The organism is Kutzneria buriramensis (assembly GCF_003387475.1).
GTDB classification, from domain to species: domain Bacteria; phylum Actinomycetota; class Actinomycetes; order Mycobacteriales; family Pseudonocardiaceae; genus Kutzneria; species Kutzneria buriramensis.
The window spans coordinates 466,511-481,281 of the sequence record NZ_QUNO01000006.1 but is presented as its reverse complement, the minus strand read 5'-3'; the positions used below and the strand labels follow the sequence as shown (position 1 = coordinate 481,281).

Here is a 14,771-nt window from a genome sequence, read left to right as displayed (position 1 = left end):
GTCTACTCCTCGATCCGGGAGGCGGCCAGCGCGGCCATCTCGTCCTCGTAGGCCTTGCCGATGGACTCCAGGAACTCCATCGCCGCCCGCGCCTCGCCCTCGTCGATCTTGGACAGGGCGAAGCCGACGTGGATGAGCACCCAGTCGCCGGGCGCCACCGACTCGCCCTCCAGCAGGCCGATGTTGATGGCGCGCTTCACGCCGCTGACGTCGACCTTGGCCAGGTCGGGCCGGTCGGTCAGGATCTCGATGACCTCACCGGGAATGCCCAGGCACATCACACACCTCCACGAGTTCGATCACCTTCTCGACGGCCACCTCCACCGCTGCGGCAACCAGTGGGGACAGTCCGATGTGGTCGGTCACGCTCGCCGGCTCGCAGCCCACCAGGAGCACTCGACCGGGGTGCCCGCCCAGCATCGCGAGCAGCTGCATGACGACGTCCGGCTGCATGCCGTGGGCGTCGACCGGCCCCGACGGTTCGGTGACGGGGTCGAGCTCGACGACGTACACCGTGCCGGGGGCGTCGCCGCGGGAGGTGGCGTCGACCAGGATGGTGGTGTCGTAGCCGTCGAGCAGGTCGAACGCCAGGTGCATGCCGGACACGCCGTAGTCGCGGACCTGCACCCCGTCCGGCAGGTCCCGAGTGGACAGTCGATGCACCACCTCGACGCCGAAACCGTCGTCGCCGAGGAAGATGTTGCCCACGCCGGCGATCAGCACCGTCACAGCGGCTCCACCTCCTCGCACGCGAAGTAGCGGAACCGGCCGTAGGCGGGGTCCAGGTCGCCGTCGAGGGTCACGGCCAGGTGCAGGTCGCCGTCCACGTCGTGCAGCACGGCCTGCACGGTCGCCTCCCGTCCGGCCAGGAACATGTCCTGCGCGTCGGCCCGTTTCTTGCCGGGCCGCAGCCGCACCCGGGAGCCGCGCGCGACCCGCACGCCGGAGACGATCACGCTGTCGGTGTCGGGATCCACGCTGGCGTCGGCGCCGGGGTCCCACCAGGGCTTGTCCTCCTGCTGCTCCACCGAGCGCAGGTACCGGATGGTGCCGTGCAGGCGGTCCAGCAGCTCCGGCGGCATCGCGTCCACCCGGTCCACGATCTCGGCCGCGCGCGGGTCGGTCGCCCGCGCCTCGCGCTTCTCCTCGTCGGTCAGCGCCATCGTTCGCAGCGACAGGATCTCGTCGATCTCCAACCCGTCGAACAGCTCACCGGCGCTCTCCTCGGCGATCGCCGGGTAGTCGTAGAGGATGATCGGCGAAGACAGCACCGTGTCGTCGTCCCCGATCAGCACCGGCCACGTGTGCCGGTTGTGGCACTCGGCGACGGCGGGCTTCGCCCACTCAGGCGGGTCGACCATCGACACGAACTTGCCGGGGGACACCGACATCACCGTGTGCGCGGCGATCAGGGCGTGCCGGAGCGCCTCGTCGCGGTCGGTGCCGGACCACTCCGAGGTGTTGACCAGCTCCACGGTCAGCCGCGACGCCCCGTAGGGGCCGGGCAGGGCGTCGGCGCGCAGCCGCAGCTGGCCGACCAGCGGCCATCGCGTACGGACGACGCAGGCATCCTCGGAAAGCCGCTCGGATGTCACGCCGCCCGCCACGGTGAACGGCACGACGTTGTCACCGGCCAGCAGGTCGGCGAACCGCAGCACGGCGTCGACCTCCTGCTCCACGGCCTCGTCCCAACTGGTCCAGTCGCTGTCGTCGATGGTCACCGACGGCACCGCGGCGCCGTCGACCTCGACCGTGCGGGCCTGCACCTGAAGGAACCGCACCCGCAGGTGCAGGGTGGTGTGCAGGCCCGGCTCCACCAGCAGCTGGGTGACGCTGGAGGAGTGCTCCTCGGGGAACGCCGCTGGCATCAGCACCCCGAACTGCCAGCGCATCCGATTCTTGGTGGCGGACGCCCGGTAGGGATAGAGCAGATAGCCCTCATAAAGAACGGCGTCCGCCACTGCCCGAGCCTGGTCGATCGCTGCCAGGGGCGACGAGGAGCTCATGTCCCGGTCTCCTTCAGCAGGGACCGGATCGCGTCGTCCCAGGTGGGAATGGCGTTCGCGGACTTGTACCGCAGCATCGCGTCCACGGTGTCGCGGTCCAGCCGGATCCACGCCTCGTGCGGGAAGTAGGAATCCATCATGTCCCGCCACACCGACACCGGCATCCGGTAGCTGGCCTGCTGGTGCCAGGGGATCGGATGCACCCAGAAACCCTTGTCTCCCTTGGCGAACACCGTCCCCGAGAACAGCAGCACCATCGGCACCACGCCGTCGTCCAGGGCGTGGAAGTACTTGCCGGCCGCCACCTCCATGTCGTACGTGCACGGCACTTCCAGGTCCACCTCGGTGGATCCGGTGAAGCTGGGCACCATCACCGACGCCGACGTGAACTGCATCGGCTTGAGCGTCTCGCCCCACCGCGCCCGCTCCCCGAACAGGTACGTCAGCAGCTCGGCCTCGTGCTCGGCGTACTGGCGCAGCTGCGGCTCGATGCGGATCTGCACCCGCAGCGCGATGGCGTGCAGCTCGGCGGCGTTGACCTCCGCGATGTGCAGCCGGAACACCAGCGCCGGCGCCACGCCGTAGCGCAGCGGGTGCACGTCCAGGCACTCGAAGGCCAGCTCAGCCATGACGGCCCCGTTCCCGCAGGTCGGCGAAGAAGGCGTCGATCTCCCGCCACGCCTCGGTGCCGCCGTCGAAACCCTTCCAGTTCAGCCGCACCACGCCCACCAGCCGGTAGCAGGCGTCGATCGGCACCAGGAACCCCTCGAACCGGTCCCCGTCCTGCCCAAGGGAATTAACACACACCAGCAGCGCCTCTACGTCCGGCGCGAGATCGGCCAGCGCGGGGTTGTCGGCCAGCAGCTGAGTCCAGGACTCCAGCGGCAGCAGGCACTCCGTCGCGCCGGCGGGGCTCGGGTAGAACGCCACCGGCGCGTCCAGCTCGGAGTTGGTGAACACGAACGCCATCCGCACCGGGATGCCCGCCGACTCCCACAGCGCCCGGCCGCCGGCCAGGTCGGCCACGTGCACGTACCGCTCGGGGATCGCCCGGTGCTTGCCGGCGCCCTCGTGCGTGAACAGCAGATAGCACGGCCGGCAGGCGCACAGGATCGCCCGCGACTCGGTGTTGACCACGTGCGAGTGCTCGTGGGCGATCGGTCGCGCGCACATCTCGCACCGCTCCACCTGCTCGGTGGGGACGCGCTTCGCGAACCGCCTGAGCCCTGACGTCATGCCGGCACCGCGACCCGGATCGTCCCGTCCTCGGCCAGCAGCGGCAGCGGATCCAGGTGCCCGTCGCCGGACACCGCCCGACCCGCCAGCACCACGTCGTAGCCCGCGCCGCACGCCGGGCAGGACAGCACCCGGCCGTCGAAGTGCCCGCCGGACAACGCCTCCCGGCACGCCGGGCAGCGGTCCCGGTAGGCGTAGAACGTGCCCTCGGCGTTGCAGACGACCGTCGCCGCGCCGCGGACCTGCGCCGAGGAGACGGTGCCGACCGCGACCATGCGGGCCTCGCCGAGCTCCACCCACGACGCCTTGTCCGCCCAAGATCCTTTTTCGGCGGTCACGATCGGCAGCAGCGGCCGCCCGCCGGGCCCGGTCTGCTGCGGACCAGAAGGATCCGACACAGCGCCCTCGACGTCGATGCGGGCGATCTCCGGGGCGGCGTGCTCGATCGCCTGCTCGATGGCCAGCTTCACGGTGACCATCGAGGACGGGCAGCCGTTGCAGCTGCCGCCCAGCGCCAGCCGCAGCACGCCCTCGTCGGTGATCTCCACCAGGCTGACGTCCCCGGAGTGCGACCCCAGGTAGGGCCGCACCGCGTCCAGGGCGTGCTGCACCCGCTGCTGGAGGCTGTGCGGGTGCAGGTCGTGCACCACCAGCACGCCGGAGACCAGCGGGTCGTCGGCCAGCCGTTCCAGCACCGGCTCGGGCGCCAGCTCCACGACCCGCTCCAGCGCGGCCCCGTAGAACTCGACGACCGTGCGGACCAGCTCCTCCGCGCGGGCCGCCAGCGTCGGGTCGGCGACCTGCTCGAACTCCGCCAGCAGCCGCTCGACGCGGTCGCCGACCTCACCAGCCGAGGCCACCCGTCACTCCCCGAGGGCGGAGCCGAAGGCGTGCGGGGTGTGCATCTTGTCGATCACCTTTCCGGTGGACAGGTTCATGTGGACGCCGCACGGCAGGCACGGGTCGAAGCTGCGCACCGCGCGCATGATGTCGATGCCCTTGAAGTTCTCCTGCGTGTTCTCCTCGAAGATCGGTGTGTTCTGCACCGCGTCCTCGTACGGGCCGGGCGTGCCGAAGGAGTCCCGCACGCTGCCGTTCCACGGCGTCGGCGGGTACGGGTGGTAGTTGGCGATCTTGCCGCCGCGGATGACCATGTGGTGCGACAGCACGCCGCGCACCGCCTCGGTGAAGCCGCAGCTGATCGCCTCGTCCGGCACCGCGAACTTCTCCCACGTCTTGGTGTGCCCGCCGCGGATCTCGGCCAGCGCCTGCTCCACGAAGTGCAGCGCCAAGCCGGCGGAGTAGGCCTGGAAGTAGGTGCGCGCCCGGTTGCGCTCCAGGGCGTTGCTCCACTGTGGAATCTTCCACTCGAAGCTGGCCTCCGGCCTGGTCGCCGTGCGCGGCAGGTCGATGCGCACCGAGTGGCCGGTGGAGTTCACGTACGGGGTGTGCACCAGGTTGGCCAGCGCCGTCGTCCACAGCCGGGCGATCGGGCCGCCGCCGGTGTCCAGGGCGAGGTGGTCGGTGCCGTCGAACCAGCGCGGCGACATCGTCCACGAGTACTTGTCGTCGAAGTCCCGCTTGGCCGGGCGGGGGATGGTGTGCTGGTTCCAGGGGTGGCGCCGGTCCACCGGGTTGCCCAGCGGGTCCTGCGTCACGAACATCTCCTGGTCCTCCCAGTCCTCGTAGAACGAGGAGCCCAGCAGGATCCGGATGCCCAGGTTGATGTCGACCAGGCTGGTGGTGACCAGCTTGCCGTCGACCACGACCCCGGGGGTGACGAACATCTTGCGGCCCCAGTCGGCCATGTTGCGGTAGGTGAAGTCGCAGGCGGTCGGGTCGTTGAGCGAGCCCCAGCAGCCCAGCAGCACGCGGCGGCGGCCGACCTCCTCGTAGCCGGGCAGCGCCTCGTAGAAGAAGTCGAACAGGTCGTCGTGCATCGGCACGACCCGCTTCATGAACTCCACGTACCGCATCAGCCGGGTCAGGTAGTCGGTGAACAGCTGCACCGTCGCCACCGTGCCGACGCCGCCGGGGTAGAGCGTGGACGGGTGCACGTGGCGCCCCTCCATCAGGCAGAACATCTCCCGCGTGGAGCGGGACACCTGCAGCGCCTCGCGGTAGAACTCGCCCTCCAGCGGGTTGAGCGACCGCATGATGTCGCCGATGAACCGGTAGCCGTGCTCGGCGGCGTGCGGCGCCTCGGTGCGGTTGGCCAGCTCCAGCACGCCCGGGTTGGTCTCGCGGACCATGCGCTCGCAGTAGTCCACGCCGACCAGGTTCTCCTGGAAGATGTTGTGGTCGAACATGTACTCGGCGGCCTCGCCGAGGTTGATGATCCACTCGCCCAGGTGCGGCGGCCGCACCCCGTAGGCCATGTTCTGGTTGTAGACCGAGCAGGTGGCGTGGTTGTCGCCGCAGATCCCGCAGATCCGGCTGGTGATGAAGTGCGCGTCGCGGGGGTCCTTGCCCTTCATGAAGATGCTGTAGCCGCGGAACACCGAGGAGGTGGAGTGGCACTCCACCACGCGCTTGGCCGCCCAGTCGATCTTGGTGTAGATGCCGAGGCTGCCCACGATCCGGGTGATCGGGTCCCACGACATCTCAACGAGGTTGTCCGATGATGTGGTCATGGTGGGGTCTCCTACCGCCAGGACGACGTGTAGCCGGTGTGCAGCTCCTTGCCCTTGGCCCGCCACTTGGGCTCGCGGTTGGCCTTGCGCAGCGTGATGCCGCGCAGCCGGCGGATCACCGACCCGTACGCGCCGCTGGCCGCGGCCGACACCCGGGCGCCGGGCGGCTCGTCCATGAACGGCATGAACTGGTCGGGGAAGCCCGGCATGGTGCAGCCGATGCAGATGCCGCCCACGTTGGGGCAGCCGCCGATGCCGTTGATCCAGCCCCGCTTGGGCACGTTGCACTTCACCACCGGCCCCCAGCAGCCGATCTTGACCAGGCACTTGGGGGAGCCGTACTCGGAGGCGAACTGGCCCTGCTCGTAGTAGCCGGCCCGGTCGCAGCCCTCGTGCACGGTGTTGCCGAACAGCCACTGCGGGCGCAGCTGCTCGTCCAGCGGGATCATCGGCGCCTGGCCCGCGGCCAGGTACAGCAGGTACAGGATCGTCTCGGACAGGTTGTCCGGGTGGATCGGGCAGCCCGGCACGCACACGATCGGGATGCCCGCCTTGGACTTCCAGTCCCAGCCGAGGTAGTCCGGCACGCCCATCGCGCCGGTCGGGTTGCCGGCCATCGCGTGGATGCCGCCGTAGGCGGCGCAGGTGCCCACCGCGAGCACCGCCAGCGCCTTGGGCGCCAGCCGGTCCAGCCACTCGCTGGTGGTCATCGGCTGGTCGGTGTCGGGGTTGTTGCCGAACCCGCACCAGTAGCCCTCGGACTTGATCGACTCGTTCGGGATCGAGCCCTCCACCACGAGCACGAACGGTTCGAGCTCGCCGGCGTCGGCCTTGTGGAACCAGTCGATGAAGTTGTCCGCGCCCTGCACCGGACCGCACTCGAAGTCGATCAGCGGCCAGTGCACGGCGATCTTGGGCAGGCCGGGTAGCGCGCCCAGCACGATCTCCTCGATGCTGGGCTGGGTCGCCGCGGTCAGCGCGACGGAGTCCCCGTCGCAGCTCAGCCCGGCGTTGATCCAGAGAATGTGGATGGGCTGTTCTTCGGTGGTGCTCACTGGTCATCACCCCTGAGCTGGTCGAGAACGAGTTCCCACAGCACGTGGTAAATGGTGGTCTGGGCCTCCTGCACGCGGTGCACCGATGCGGACGGCACCGTGAACAGGTGGTCGATGGAGTCGAGCTCGGCCATCCGGCCGCCGTCGTAGCCGGCGATGCCGACGGTCAGCAGCCCCCGCCGGCCCGCCTCGTCGAAGGCGGCCAGCAGGTTGGCCGAGTTGCCGCTGGTGGACAGCCCCACCGCGATGTCGCCCGGCCGGGCCAGCGCGGCCAGCTGGCGGGCGAACACCACGTCGAAGCCGATGTCGTTGGTCAGCGCGGTGACCACGGCGATGTCGTTGGTCAGGCAGAACGCCGGCAGCGGCCGGAAACCCTCGCCGGGGGCCAGGAACAGGCCCGCGACCTCCTGCGCGTCGGTGGAGGAGCCGCCGTTGCCGAACGACAGCAGCCGCCCGCCGTCGGCGAACCGCGCCGCCATCTCGGCCGCGCATGCGGCGAGCCGGTCGCCGTCGGCGGCCAGCACCTTCGCGCGCAGCTGGGTGATCTCGGCCGCCTTCGCCGCGGTGGAGGCGCTGACCTGCGCCAGCACCGCGTCCAGGTCGACCTTGTCGGCGTAGAGGAACGGGTAGAGCGACTCCACCTCGTCGGTGGTCATTGCGGACCTTCCTGGATGACGGCTATCGCTTCGCTCGCATGCACGAGCACGCTGCCGCCGACGTGTGCGTCCACCAGGGCGACGCTGACCTCCTCCCGACCCGAGCCGGTGTCCACGATCGCCAGCCCGTCGGGCAGCAGCTCCACCACGGTGACCACCACCGCCGTGTCGCCACAGGTGATGCAGCCGTTAGCCGAGCAGTGGGGGGAATCCCCTGATCCGGTGATCATCGCAGGACCGTCGGATCAAGCACGCCCGGCTGCTCGAAGAACACGTGCACCAGCTCCCACAGCACGTGGTAGGTGGTCACGTGCACCTCCTTGACGACCCGCGGGTCGTCGGAGCGGGCCACCAGCACATGGTCGGCGGCCCGCTCCCGCGCGATCCGGCCGCCGTCCCCGCCGATCAGCGCCACGGTCAGCATGCCCAGCTCGCGCGCCGCGGCGAGGCCGCGCAGCACGTTGGGGCAGTCGCCGTCGACCGACAGCGCCAGCGCGATGTCGGTGGATTCGGCCAGGAACCGGATCTGATGCGCGAACACCTCCTCGAGGCCCTCGTCGGTCGCCACGCTCGTCAGCGTCGCGACGTCGGAGGTCAGCGAGATGGCCGGCAGCGCCCGCTTGCCCACGATCACCGGGTGCACGAACTCCACGGCGACGTGCTGGGCGTCGGTGCAGGACCCGCCGTTGCCGAACACCACGAGCTTGCCGCCGCGGTGGAAGCGGACGGCCATGGCGTGGCAGGCACGTGCGACGTCCTCGGCGTGCCCGGCGAGGTCGTCGATGGGAGCGGTGCGGCGGTCGAACAGCGCGCGCGGCGTCACGCTGCCGGATGCCCACGCCATTGGGGGTTCACTTCCCTCACGCTGAGAGATAGCCCGGACAGAACTGTCTCAGCCTAGAGCTGTAGTCAACATCACACAATGCAGGCATTGATTTTGAACGTTCAATTTGTTACCGCTCACGGTTCAAGGTGGCCGGCAGCGGATTGCCCGCGGCGGTGATCGCCTTGCGCACGTTGACCAGCAGCAACAGGATCAGGCCGAGCACGAAGAACGCGATCAGCGAGAAGATCGCCGACCGGTAGCTGCCGGTGTTCTGGAGCACCAGCCCGAACACCAGCGGGCCCAGCGCCGACGTGCCCGAGCTGGAGATCTCGAACAGGCTGAAGTACTCCGCCTCCTTGCCGTTCGGGATCATGCTGGCGAACATCGACCGCGACAGCGCCTGGCTGCCGCCCAGCACCAGCGAGATCCCGATCGCCAGCAGGTAGAACTGCACCGGCTGGCCGGCCTGGAGGAAGTAGGCCAGCGTGATCAGGACCGACCACACCACCAGCGACCAGGACACGACCACCTTGGCGCCCCACCGCTCGGACAGCTTGCCCAGCAGCAGCACGCCGCCGAACGAGGCGAACTGCACCAGCAGGATCGCCGACAGCAGCGTCGTCTCGCCCAGCTTGAGCTCGTTCTGCCCGTAGTCGGCGGCCAGTGTGGTGGTGGTCGCGATGCCGTCGTAGTAGACGAGGTAGGCCAGCAGGAACAGCAGCGTCCACGGGTACAGCCGCAGGTGCTTGAGCGTGTCGCCGAGCTCCTTGAAGCCCGCGGTGAACGCCGAGCCCGCCGCCGGCGCGTGGGTGTCGGAGTGCATGGGTATGTGCCGCAGGATCACCGCCGGGATGATCATGAACGCCGCCCACCAGATGCCGGCGCTGCACAGGGAGATCCGCGCCAGCACCGCGCTGTCGCTGATCAGGAAGCTCGCCACGAAGTTCAGCGCCAGCAGCGTGCCGCCGCCCAGGTAGCCGGCCGCCCAGCCCACCGACGACACCGCGTCCCGCTCGTCGGAGCCGGCCAGGTCCGGCAGCAGCGAGTTGTAGACCACCCGCGCGCACTTGTACGTCAGGAACGCGACCATGAACAGCACCGAGCCCAGCACCCAGTCGTTCAGGCCCACGAACACCATCAACGCGCACGACAACGCGCCCACGTAGGCGAACGCGAACAGCATCTGCCGCTTGCGGCCCGTGCGGTCGGCGAACGCCCCCACGATCGGCATCAGCACGATCAGCAGGATCGAGCCCAGCGAGATGGTGTAGGTGAACAGCGAGCCCGGCGCGATCGGGATGCCCAGCACGTGCAGGCGGCCCGTCTCGCCGACCGCGTGGGTGGCCACCGCCGGCAGGTAGCGGCTCATGAACACCGCCAGCACCGTGGTCTCGAACACCTGCGCCGCCCAGCCGTAGCTGTACCAGCCGAAACGCAGCCGCTTGATCGCCGGGTCGCCGGCGGCCTGGGTGGTGGCCTCAGTCATCGCTGCCTTCCGGCGTCGTCGTCGGGGTGGTGCGAAACCGTACCCATGATCACCAGCCGCCAGCCATGCGGGTCACCAAGTTGTGACAGCACCGCAAGGCACCTACCTTCGGACCGTGATCACCCGATTGCCGCTGGTCGTCGCGGCACTGCTGATCGTGTGCGCGGGAGTGGCGGCAGCCGATCCCGCCAAGCTGGACTGGTACCGGCTGCGGATGTGCGAGTCCACCGACAACTACACCGCGGTGTCCCCGGACGGGAAGTACTTCGGCGCCTACCAGTTCGACCAGGCAACCTGGGCCAGCGTCGGCGGCACCGGACTGCCGAGCCAGGCCAGTCCCGCCGAGCAGGACTACCGGGCGCTCTACCTGTACCGGATGCGCGGCTGGCAGCCGTGGGAGTGCGGCGGCAAGCTCGGCCTCACCCCCGACGCGGACGCCGCCTCCCGCCGCATCCCCACACCCACCGACGCCGCCTACATCGCCGTGCCAGTCTGGCCCGGCAAGGTCTACCTCGCCGGCGACTGCGACCCGCCGCTGCGGACCTGGCAGCAACGCATGGCCACTTTCGGCTACGTCTTCGCCAGCGCCGGCTGCTACGACGGCGCCACCCGCCAGGCCGTCCGCGACCTCCAGGCCACCAACGGCATCACCGTCACCGGTCAGCTCGGCCGGCTGACCTGGACCGCCGCCTGGCTCGGCAACCCGCCCGCCGGCTACCGCCCCTAGGCCGGCCAGGCATCCCGCGACTTCAGCACGTCACGCAGCAGATCCGGACGGTCGGTGACGATGCCGTCCACACCGAGGTCCAACAGCGCCCGCATCCGGTCCTCGGTGTTGATCGTCCACACGTGCACCTCCACCCCCAACCGGTGCGCGGCGTCCACGAACCGGCGGTCCACCACCCGCAGCGGCCCCTGCTGCTCCGGGACCTGCGCCATCTGACCCCGCACGAACCGGCGCGTCCCCAGCACCGGCCACCGCCCCGAGGACCACAGCGCGAACACCGTCCCCGGCCCCATCGACGTGGTCAGCCGCGGCCCGGCGATCTTGCGCAGCCGGGCCAGCCGCGCGTCGGAGAACGACGCCAGGCACACCCGGTCCCACGCGTTGCACCGCTCCAGCACCCGCAGCACCGGACCGGCGGCGTTGTCCGCCTTCACGTCCACGTTCAGCCGCGCGGCCGGCAGCTCCTCCAGCACGGCCTCCAACGTCGGGATCTGCTCCCGCCCGCCGACCATCGCCCGCCCGACCTCCGACCACGGCAGCTTCGCGATCACCCCCTGCCGGTCCGTGGTGCGGTCCAGCACGTCGTCGTGCTGCACCACGACCACCCCGTCCGTGGTGGCCTGCACGTCGGTCTCGATGTACCGGTAGCCCTCCTCGATCGCACGCCGGAACGCGCTCATCGAGTTCTCCATGCCGGCCAGGTCGCCCACGTGCCAGCCCCGGTGCGCCAGCGCGCGCGGGTGCGGTCCGTCGTCAAGGTAGGGATGTCCACTTCGCACAGTGCGCAGTCTGCCTCAGCGGCGTGGCGCTTTCGGTGTCCATCAGATGTACGGATAACCTCGCCGCCCATGGAGGTCACCACCACCCGGCGACGGGAGGCGGCACGCCACTGCGCGTGGTGCGGCCAACGCCTGCCCGCGGACGGCCAGTTCGGGCGCCGCCGCCAGTACTGCGCCCAGACCTGCCGGCAGCGCGCCTACGAGCGTCGCAGCGCCGTGCAGCGCGGCGGCCTGCCCGAGGACGCCGTGGTGCTGTCCAGCACCGAGCTGGCCAACCTCCAGGACCGACTTTTCCAGCTCCGGTGCGCCGCCGAGGACATCGCGACCGCGGTCGCCGACGGGGCGGAACCGGACGAACTGCACTCCATGGCGCGGGCACTGCTGGGCACCGCCACGGGGTTGGAACGCCTACGGTGACCGGCGCGGGCTTGCCCAGTGGGCGGTGAACCGACAACTATGGCGCCGGGTGGCAAGGAGGAGCTGGTGGCGGACCACGGCGCCGTGCACAACCACGTCCTGCGCTGGGCGGACGTCGGATTCGGGGTCACGGACCTGCACGGCAAACTGAGCTGGGCGAACCCGGCGCTGGGCACGCTCATCGGCGTGCCCGCCGACCAGGCGTTGGGCAGGTCGCTGCCGGCGCTGCTGCCGGGCGCCCCGGAGACCCCGCAGACCGGCCTGGTCGTGCAGGCCGCGGGCCAGGACGACGGCGAGCACCGCTGGCTGGAGATCAGCTGCACCGCGCTGCCCGGCGGCGACCAGCTGCTCTACCGGATCATGGACATCACCTCGTGGCGCGACCGCGAGCTGGAGGCCACCCAGCAGGCCAACGCGCTGCGCCGGGCCCAGGTGCTGGGCCGCATGGGCAACTGGGAGTGGGACATCACCACCGACCGCGTGCTGTGGTCGGACGCCCTACTGGACATGTTCGGCCTGGAGCCCGGCACCGAGCTGGACTACGCCGGCTACATCGCCCTGGTCAACCCGGACGACCGCCAGATGATCGAGACCAGCCTCGCGGTGGCCCGCGCCAACGGCGAGCGGTTCACCTACTCCCACCGCATGTTCGTCGGCGTCGACAACGAGCGCTTCTTCGAGTGCTTCGGCGAGGTCATCTGCGACGAGGACGGCACGCCCGTGCGCATGATGGGCACCTGCCACGACGTCACCCAGGACCGCCGCCTGCAGGACGAGCTGCGCCAGCTCGCCGAGGAGGACCCGCTCACCGGCCTGCCCAACCGCCGCGCGCTGACCCGCGAGCTGGAGCGGCACCTGGCCACCGGCGGCACCGGCTCGCTGCTGCTGCTCGACCTGGACAACTTCAAGGACGTCAACGACCTGCGCGGCCACGCCGTGGGGGACCGGCTCATGCGCACCATGGCCGCCGCCCTGCGCGAACGCCTCGACCCCGGCCAGCTGCTCGGCCGCCTCGGCGGCGACGAGTTCGCGGTCGTGCTGCCCGGCTACCAGGAGCAGGACGCCGCCGAGGTCGCCGGCCGCCTGCGCGACGCCGTCGCCGGCCTGCCGCTGGTCGCCGGCGGCGCGACCACCCGGATGACCGTCAGCACCGGCGTCGCCGGCTTCACCTCCGGCGAGGGCTGGGAAGCGGTGCTGGCCAACGCCGACCTCGCCCTCTACGCGTCTAAGGCGGCCGGCCGCAACCGCGTCACCGTCTACGACCCCGGCCACTACGCCGACACCGCCAAGCGCGTCTCCGTGCAGGACCGCCTGCGCAAGGCCCTCGAACACGGCGACCTGGCGCTGCACGCCATGCCCATCGTCGCCCTGTCCTCCGGCCGAACCCTCGGCTACGAGCTGCTGCTGCGCCTGGAGGACGGTCAGCTCCCGCTGCTCGGCCCGGCCGACTTCCTGCCCGCCGCCGAACGCAGCGACCTCGTCCTGGAGATCGACCGCTGGGTGTTCGGCAAGGCCATCGACACCCTGGTCGCCCACCCCGACCCCAACCTGCGCTTCGACGTCAACGTCTCCGGGCGAACCCTGGAGGACGAGGACTTCGCCGACTTCGTGCTCGACCGGCTCGCCTCCTCCGGCGTCGCCCCGGGCCGGCTCGGCTTCGAGATCACCGAGACCGCGGCCGTCACCAACCTCGACGCCGCCCGCAGCCTCGCCCACCAGGTCCGCGCCACCGGCTGCCGGATCGCCCTGGACGACTTCGGCGCCGGCTTCGGCTCCTTCGTGCACCTCAAGCACCTGCCGATCACCGGCCTCAAGATCGACGGCGAGTTCGTCCGCGGCATCGACTCCGGCACCCGCGACGCCGTGCTGGTCTCCGGCATCCTGGAGATCGCCCGCGGCTTCGACCTGTCCGTGGTCGCCGAGTGGGTCGAGCGGCCCGCCCAGGTGGAGATGCTGTCCAAGCTCGGCGTCTCCGTCGGCCAGGGCTTCCACCTCGGCAAGCCCAAACCCCTGGGCAGCGTGCTGAAGCCGCCGGACGGCGCATTGTCCGACCACCTGCCCACGGCCGAGGATGGGCGTTCCTGACGCCTGCCGCCGCCACGCCCGCACGCGCCCAGGGAAGGACCCGCCCCGTGCCCGAGGACGTCCCCGTCAAGGGACTGCGCCGCGTCGAACTGCGCAGCAACGATCCGGCCGGATCGGCCGACTACTACCGCGCCCTGTTCGGCTGGATCGTGATGCCGGCCGACGACGGGACCATGCGGTGCTGGGTCGGCGACCGGCTGGCCGCCCTGATCCGAAGACCCGTCGAGTGGGAGACCCCCGGCTGGCACGTCGTACTCGGCGGCCGGCCGACGGCGCTGCTGGCCGACCCCGCCGGCGTCACCGCCACCCTCGACCCCGGGCGCGTCCGGCACGGACCGTGGGCGCCCCCGCCCCGGCACGGCGAACCCTGCTGGGTCGAGCTCATGACCGCCGACACCACCGACGACTACTGGGCCCAGCACCTCGGCTGGACACTGCGGGCCCCCGGCGAGGGCGCCGACATCAAGCCCTTCGCCCTGTTCGACGCCCCCGACGACACCGGCGCCCGAGCCATCGCCGGCCGGCTGCTCGTCGACGAGGCCATCGCCGCCGACATGGGCACCTCCTGGATGTGCTACCTCGCCGCCACCGACATCCAGCTCGTCACCGACACCGCCGCCGAGAACGGCGGCACGGTGCTCATCGACCCCCGCGAGGTCCCCACCGGCGTGATGGCCGCCGTCGCCGACCCGTTCGGCACGGTCTGCACGCTGCTGGAGGACCCCATCGGCTGGGGCGGCGCCTGGGCGGCGCTGTAAGACCAGCTCCGACGTACCGTCAAGGCAAAGGTTGATGCCATGGGCACCCCCGGACCCACCGGGCGTGTGGTTCGCCGTGCCCGGTGAACCCAGCGACTTCCGTTTCT

17 protein-coding genes are annotated in these 14,771 nt (G+C 70.6%); 4 read left to right on the top strand and 13 right to left on the bottom strand.

The features are described 5' to 3' along the window. Positions 1–2: 2 nt before the first annotated feature. The 12 genes from BCF44_RS20365 to BCF44_RS20310 form a co-directional block, all read right to left on the bottom strand. Positions 3–278 carry a HypC/HybG/HupF family hydrogenase formation chaperone gene (locus BCF44_RS20365; protein WP_116175889.1) on the bottom strand — a complete coding sequence of 92 codons (276 nt, stop codon included), beginning with the start codon at positions 276–278 and terminating at the stop codon, positions 3–5. Then, a complete protein-coding gene (locus BCF44_RS20360) occupies positions 256–723 on the bottom strand; it encodes a hydrogenase maturation protease (RefSeq protein WP_246015345.1) in 468 nt (155 codons plus the stop codon). Before BCF44_RS20360 ends, BCF44_RS20365 begins: the two co-directional genes overlap by 23 nt. Before the next feature lie 2 nt (positions 724–725). Continuing rightward, positions 726–2,006 (bottom strand): hypothetical protein, encoded by a 1,281-nt coding sequence (locus BCF44_RS20355; protein WP_116175888.1) that lies wholly within the window; start codon positions 2,004–2,006, stop codon positions 726–728. After that, positions 2,003–2,635: a DUF6084 family protein gene (locus BCF44_RS20350; RefSeq protein ID WP_116175887.1), complete on the bottom strand. Its 633-nt coding sequence runs from the start codon at positions 2,633–2,635 to the stop codon at positions 2,003–2,005. The genes BCF44_RS20355 and BCF44_RS20350 overlap by 4 nt, the downstream gene beginning before the upstream one ends. Further along, on the bottom strand, positions 2,628–3,242 hold the full coding sequence (locus BCF44_RS20345; protein ID WP_170217637.1) for a DUF5947 family protein: 615 nt from the start codon (positions 3,240–3,242) through the stop codon (positions 2,628–2,630). Before BCF44_RS20345 ends, BCF44_RS20350 begins: the two co-directional genes overlap by 8 nt. Continuing rightward, positions 3,239–4,102, bottom strand: a complete 864-nt coding sequence (locus BCF44_RS20340; protein WP_116175886.1) for a NifU family protein — start codon at positions 4,100–4,102, stop codon at positions 3,239–3,241. Before BCF44_RS20340 ends, BCF44_RS20345 begins: the two co-directional genes overlap by 4 nt. A gap of 3 nt (positions 4,103–4,105) precedes the next feature. Then, the gene (locus BCF44_RS20335; protein WP_116175885.1) at positions 4,106–5,875 is read right to left on the bottom strand and encodes a nickel-dependent hydrogenase large subunit; all 1,770 of its coding nucleotides are present in this window, start codon (positions 5,873–5,875) and stop codon (positions 4,106–4,108) included. Positions 5,876–5,886: 11 nt separating this feature from the next. Then, on the bottom strand, positions 5,887–6,930 hold the full coding sequence (locus BCF44_RS20330; protein ID WP_116175884.1) for an NADH-quinone oxidoreductase subunit B family protein: 1,044 nt from the start codon (positions 6,928–6,930) through the stop codon (positions 5,887–5,889). Then, positions 6,927–7,586: a D-sedoheptulose-7-phosphate isomerase gene (locus tag BCF44_RS20325; RefSeq protein WP_116175883.1), complete on the bottom strand. Its 660-nt coding sequence runs from the start codon at positions 7,584–7,586 to the stop codon at positions 6,927–6,929. Before BCF44_RS20325 ends, BCF44_RS20330 begins: the two co-directional genes overlap by 4 nt. Then, positions 7,583–7,816 carry a HypC/HybG/HupF family hydrogenase formation chaperone gene (locus BCF44_RS20320; protein ID WP_116175882.1) on the bottom strand — a complete coding sequence of 78 codons (234 nt, stop codon included), beginning with the start codon at positions 7,814–7,816 and terminating at the stop codon, positions 7,583–7,585. The genes BCF44_RS20325 and BCF44_RS20320 overlap by 4 nt, the downstream gene beginning before the upstream one ends. Then, positions 7,813–8,430 carry a D-sedoheptulose-7-phosphate isomerase gene (locus BCF44_RS20315; protein ID WP_116175881.1) on the bottom strand — a complete coding sequence of 206 codons (618 nt, stop codon included), beginning with the start codon at positions 8,428–8,430 and terminating at the stop codon, positions 7,813–7,815. Before BCF44_RS20315 ends, BCF44_RS20320 begins: the two co-directional genes overlap by 4 nt. 109 nt (positions 8,431–8,539) lie before the next feature. After that, positions 8,540–9,961, bottom strand: coding sequence for an MFS transporter (locus BCF44_RS20310; RefSeq protein ID WP_281283131.1), 1,422 nt, complete (start codon positions 9,959–9,961; stop codon positions 8,540–8,542). Positions 9,962–10,013: 52 nt separating this feature from the next. Here BCF44_RS20310 and BCF44_RS20305 point away from each other — a divergent pair, with 52 nt between their 5' ends. Then, the gene (locus BCF44_RS20305) at positions 10,014–10,625 is read left to right on the top strand and encodes a transglycosylase family protein (RefSeq protein ID WP_246015316.1); all 612 of its coding nucleotides are present in this window, start codon (positions 10,014–10,016) and stop codon (positions 10,623–10,625) included. Here BCF44_RS20305 and BCF44_RS20300 read toward each other — a convergent pair. Continuing rightward, positions 10,622–11,404, bottom strand: coding sequence for a glycerophosphodiester phosphodiesterase family protein (locus tag BCF44_RS20300; protein WP_116175879.1), 783 nt, complete (start codon positions 11,402–11,404; stop codon positions 10,622–10,624). The genes BCF44_RS20305 and BCF44_RS20300 overlap by 4 nt on opposite strands. Positions 11,405–11,473: 69 nt before the next feature. Here BCF44_RS20300 and BCF44_RS20295 point away from each other — a divergent pair, with 69 nt between their 5' ends. The 3 genes from BCF44_RS20295 to BCF44_RS20285 all read left to right on the top strand — a co-directional run bounded on the left by BCF44_RS20295 (position 11,474) and on the right by BCF44_RS20285 (position 14,664). After that, on the top strand, positions 11,474–11,821 hold the full coding sequence (locus BCF44_RS20295; protein ID WP_116175878.1) for a hypothetical protein: 348 nt from the start codon (positions 11,474–11,476) through the stop codon (positions 11,819–11,821). Between the two features lie 66 nt (positions 11,822–11,887). Beyond that, the gene (locus BCF44_RS20290) at positions 11,888–13,906 is read left to right on the top strand and encodes a putative bifunctional diguanylate cyclase/phosphodiesterase (RefSeq protein WP_246015314.1); all 2,019 of its coding nucleotides are present in this window, start codon (positions 11,888–11,890) and stop codon (positions 13,904–13,906) included. 47 nt (positions 13,907–13,953) lie between these two features. Then, positions 13,954–14,664, top strand: a complete 711-nt coding sequence (locus tag BCF44_RS20285) for a VOC family protein (RefSeq protein ID WP_116175876.1) — start codon at positions 13,954–13,956, stop codon at positions 14,662–14,664. Positions 14,665–14,771 lie beyond the last annotated feature (107 nt).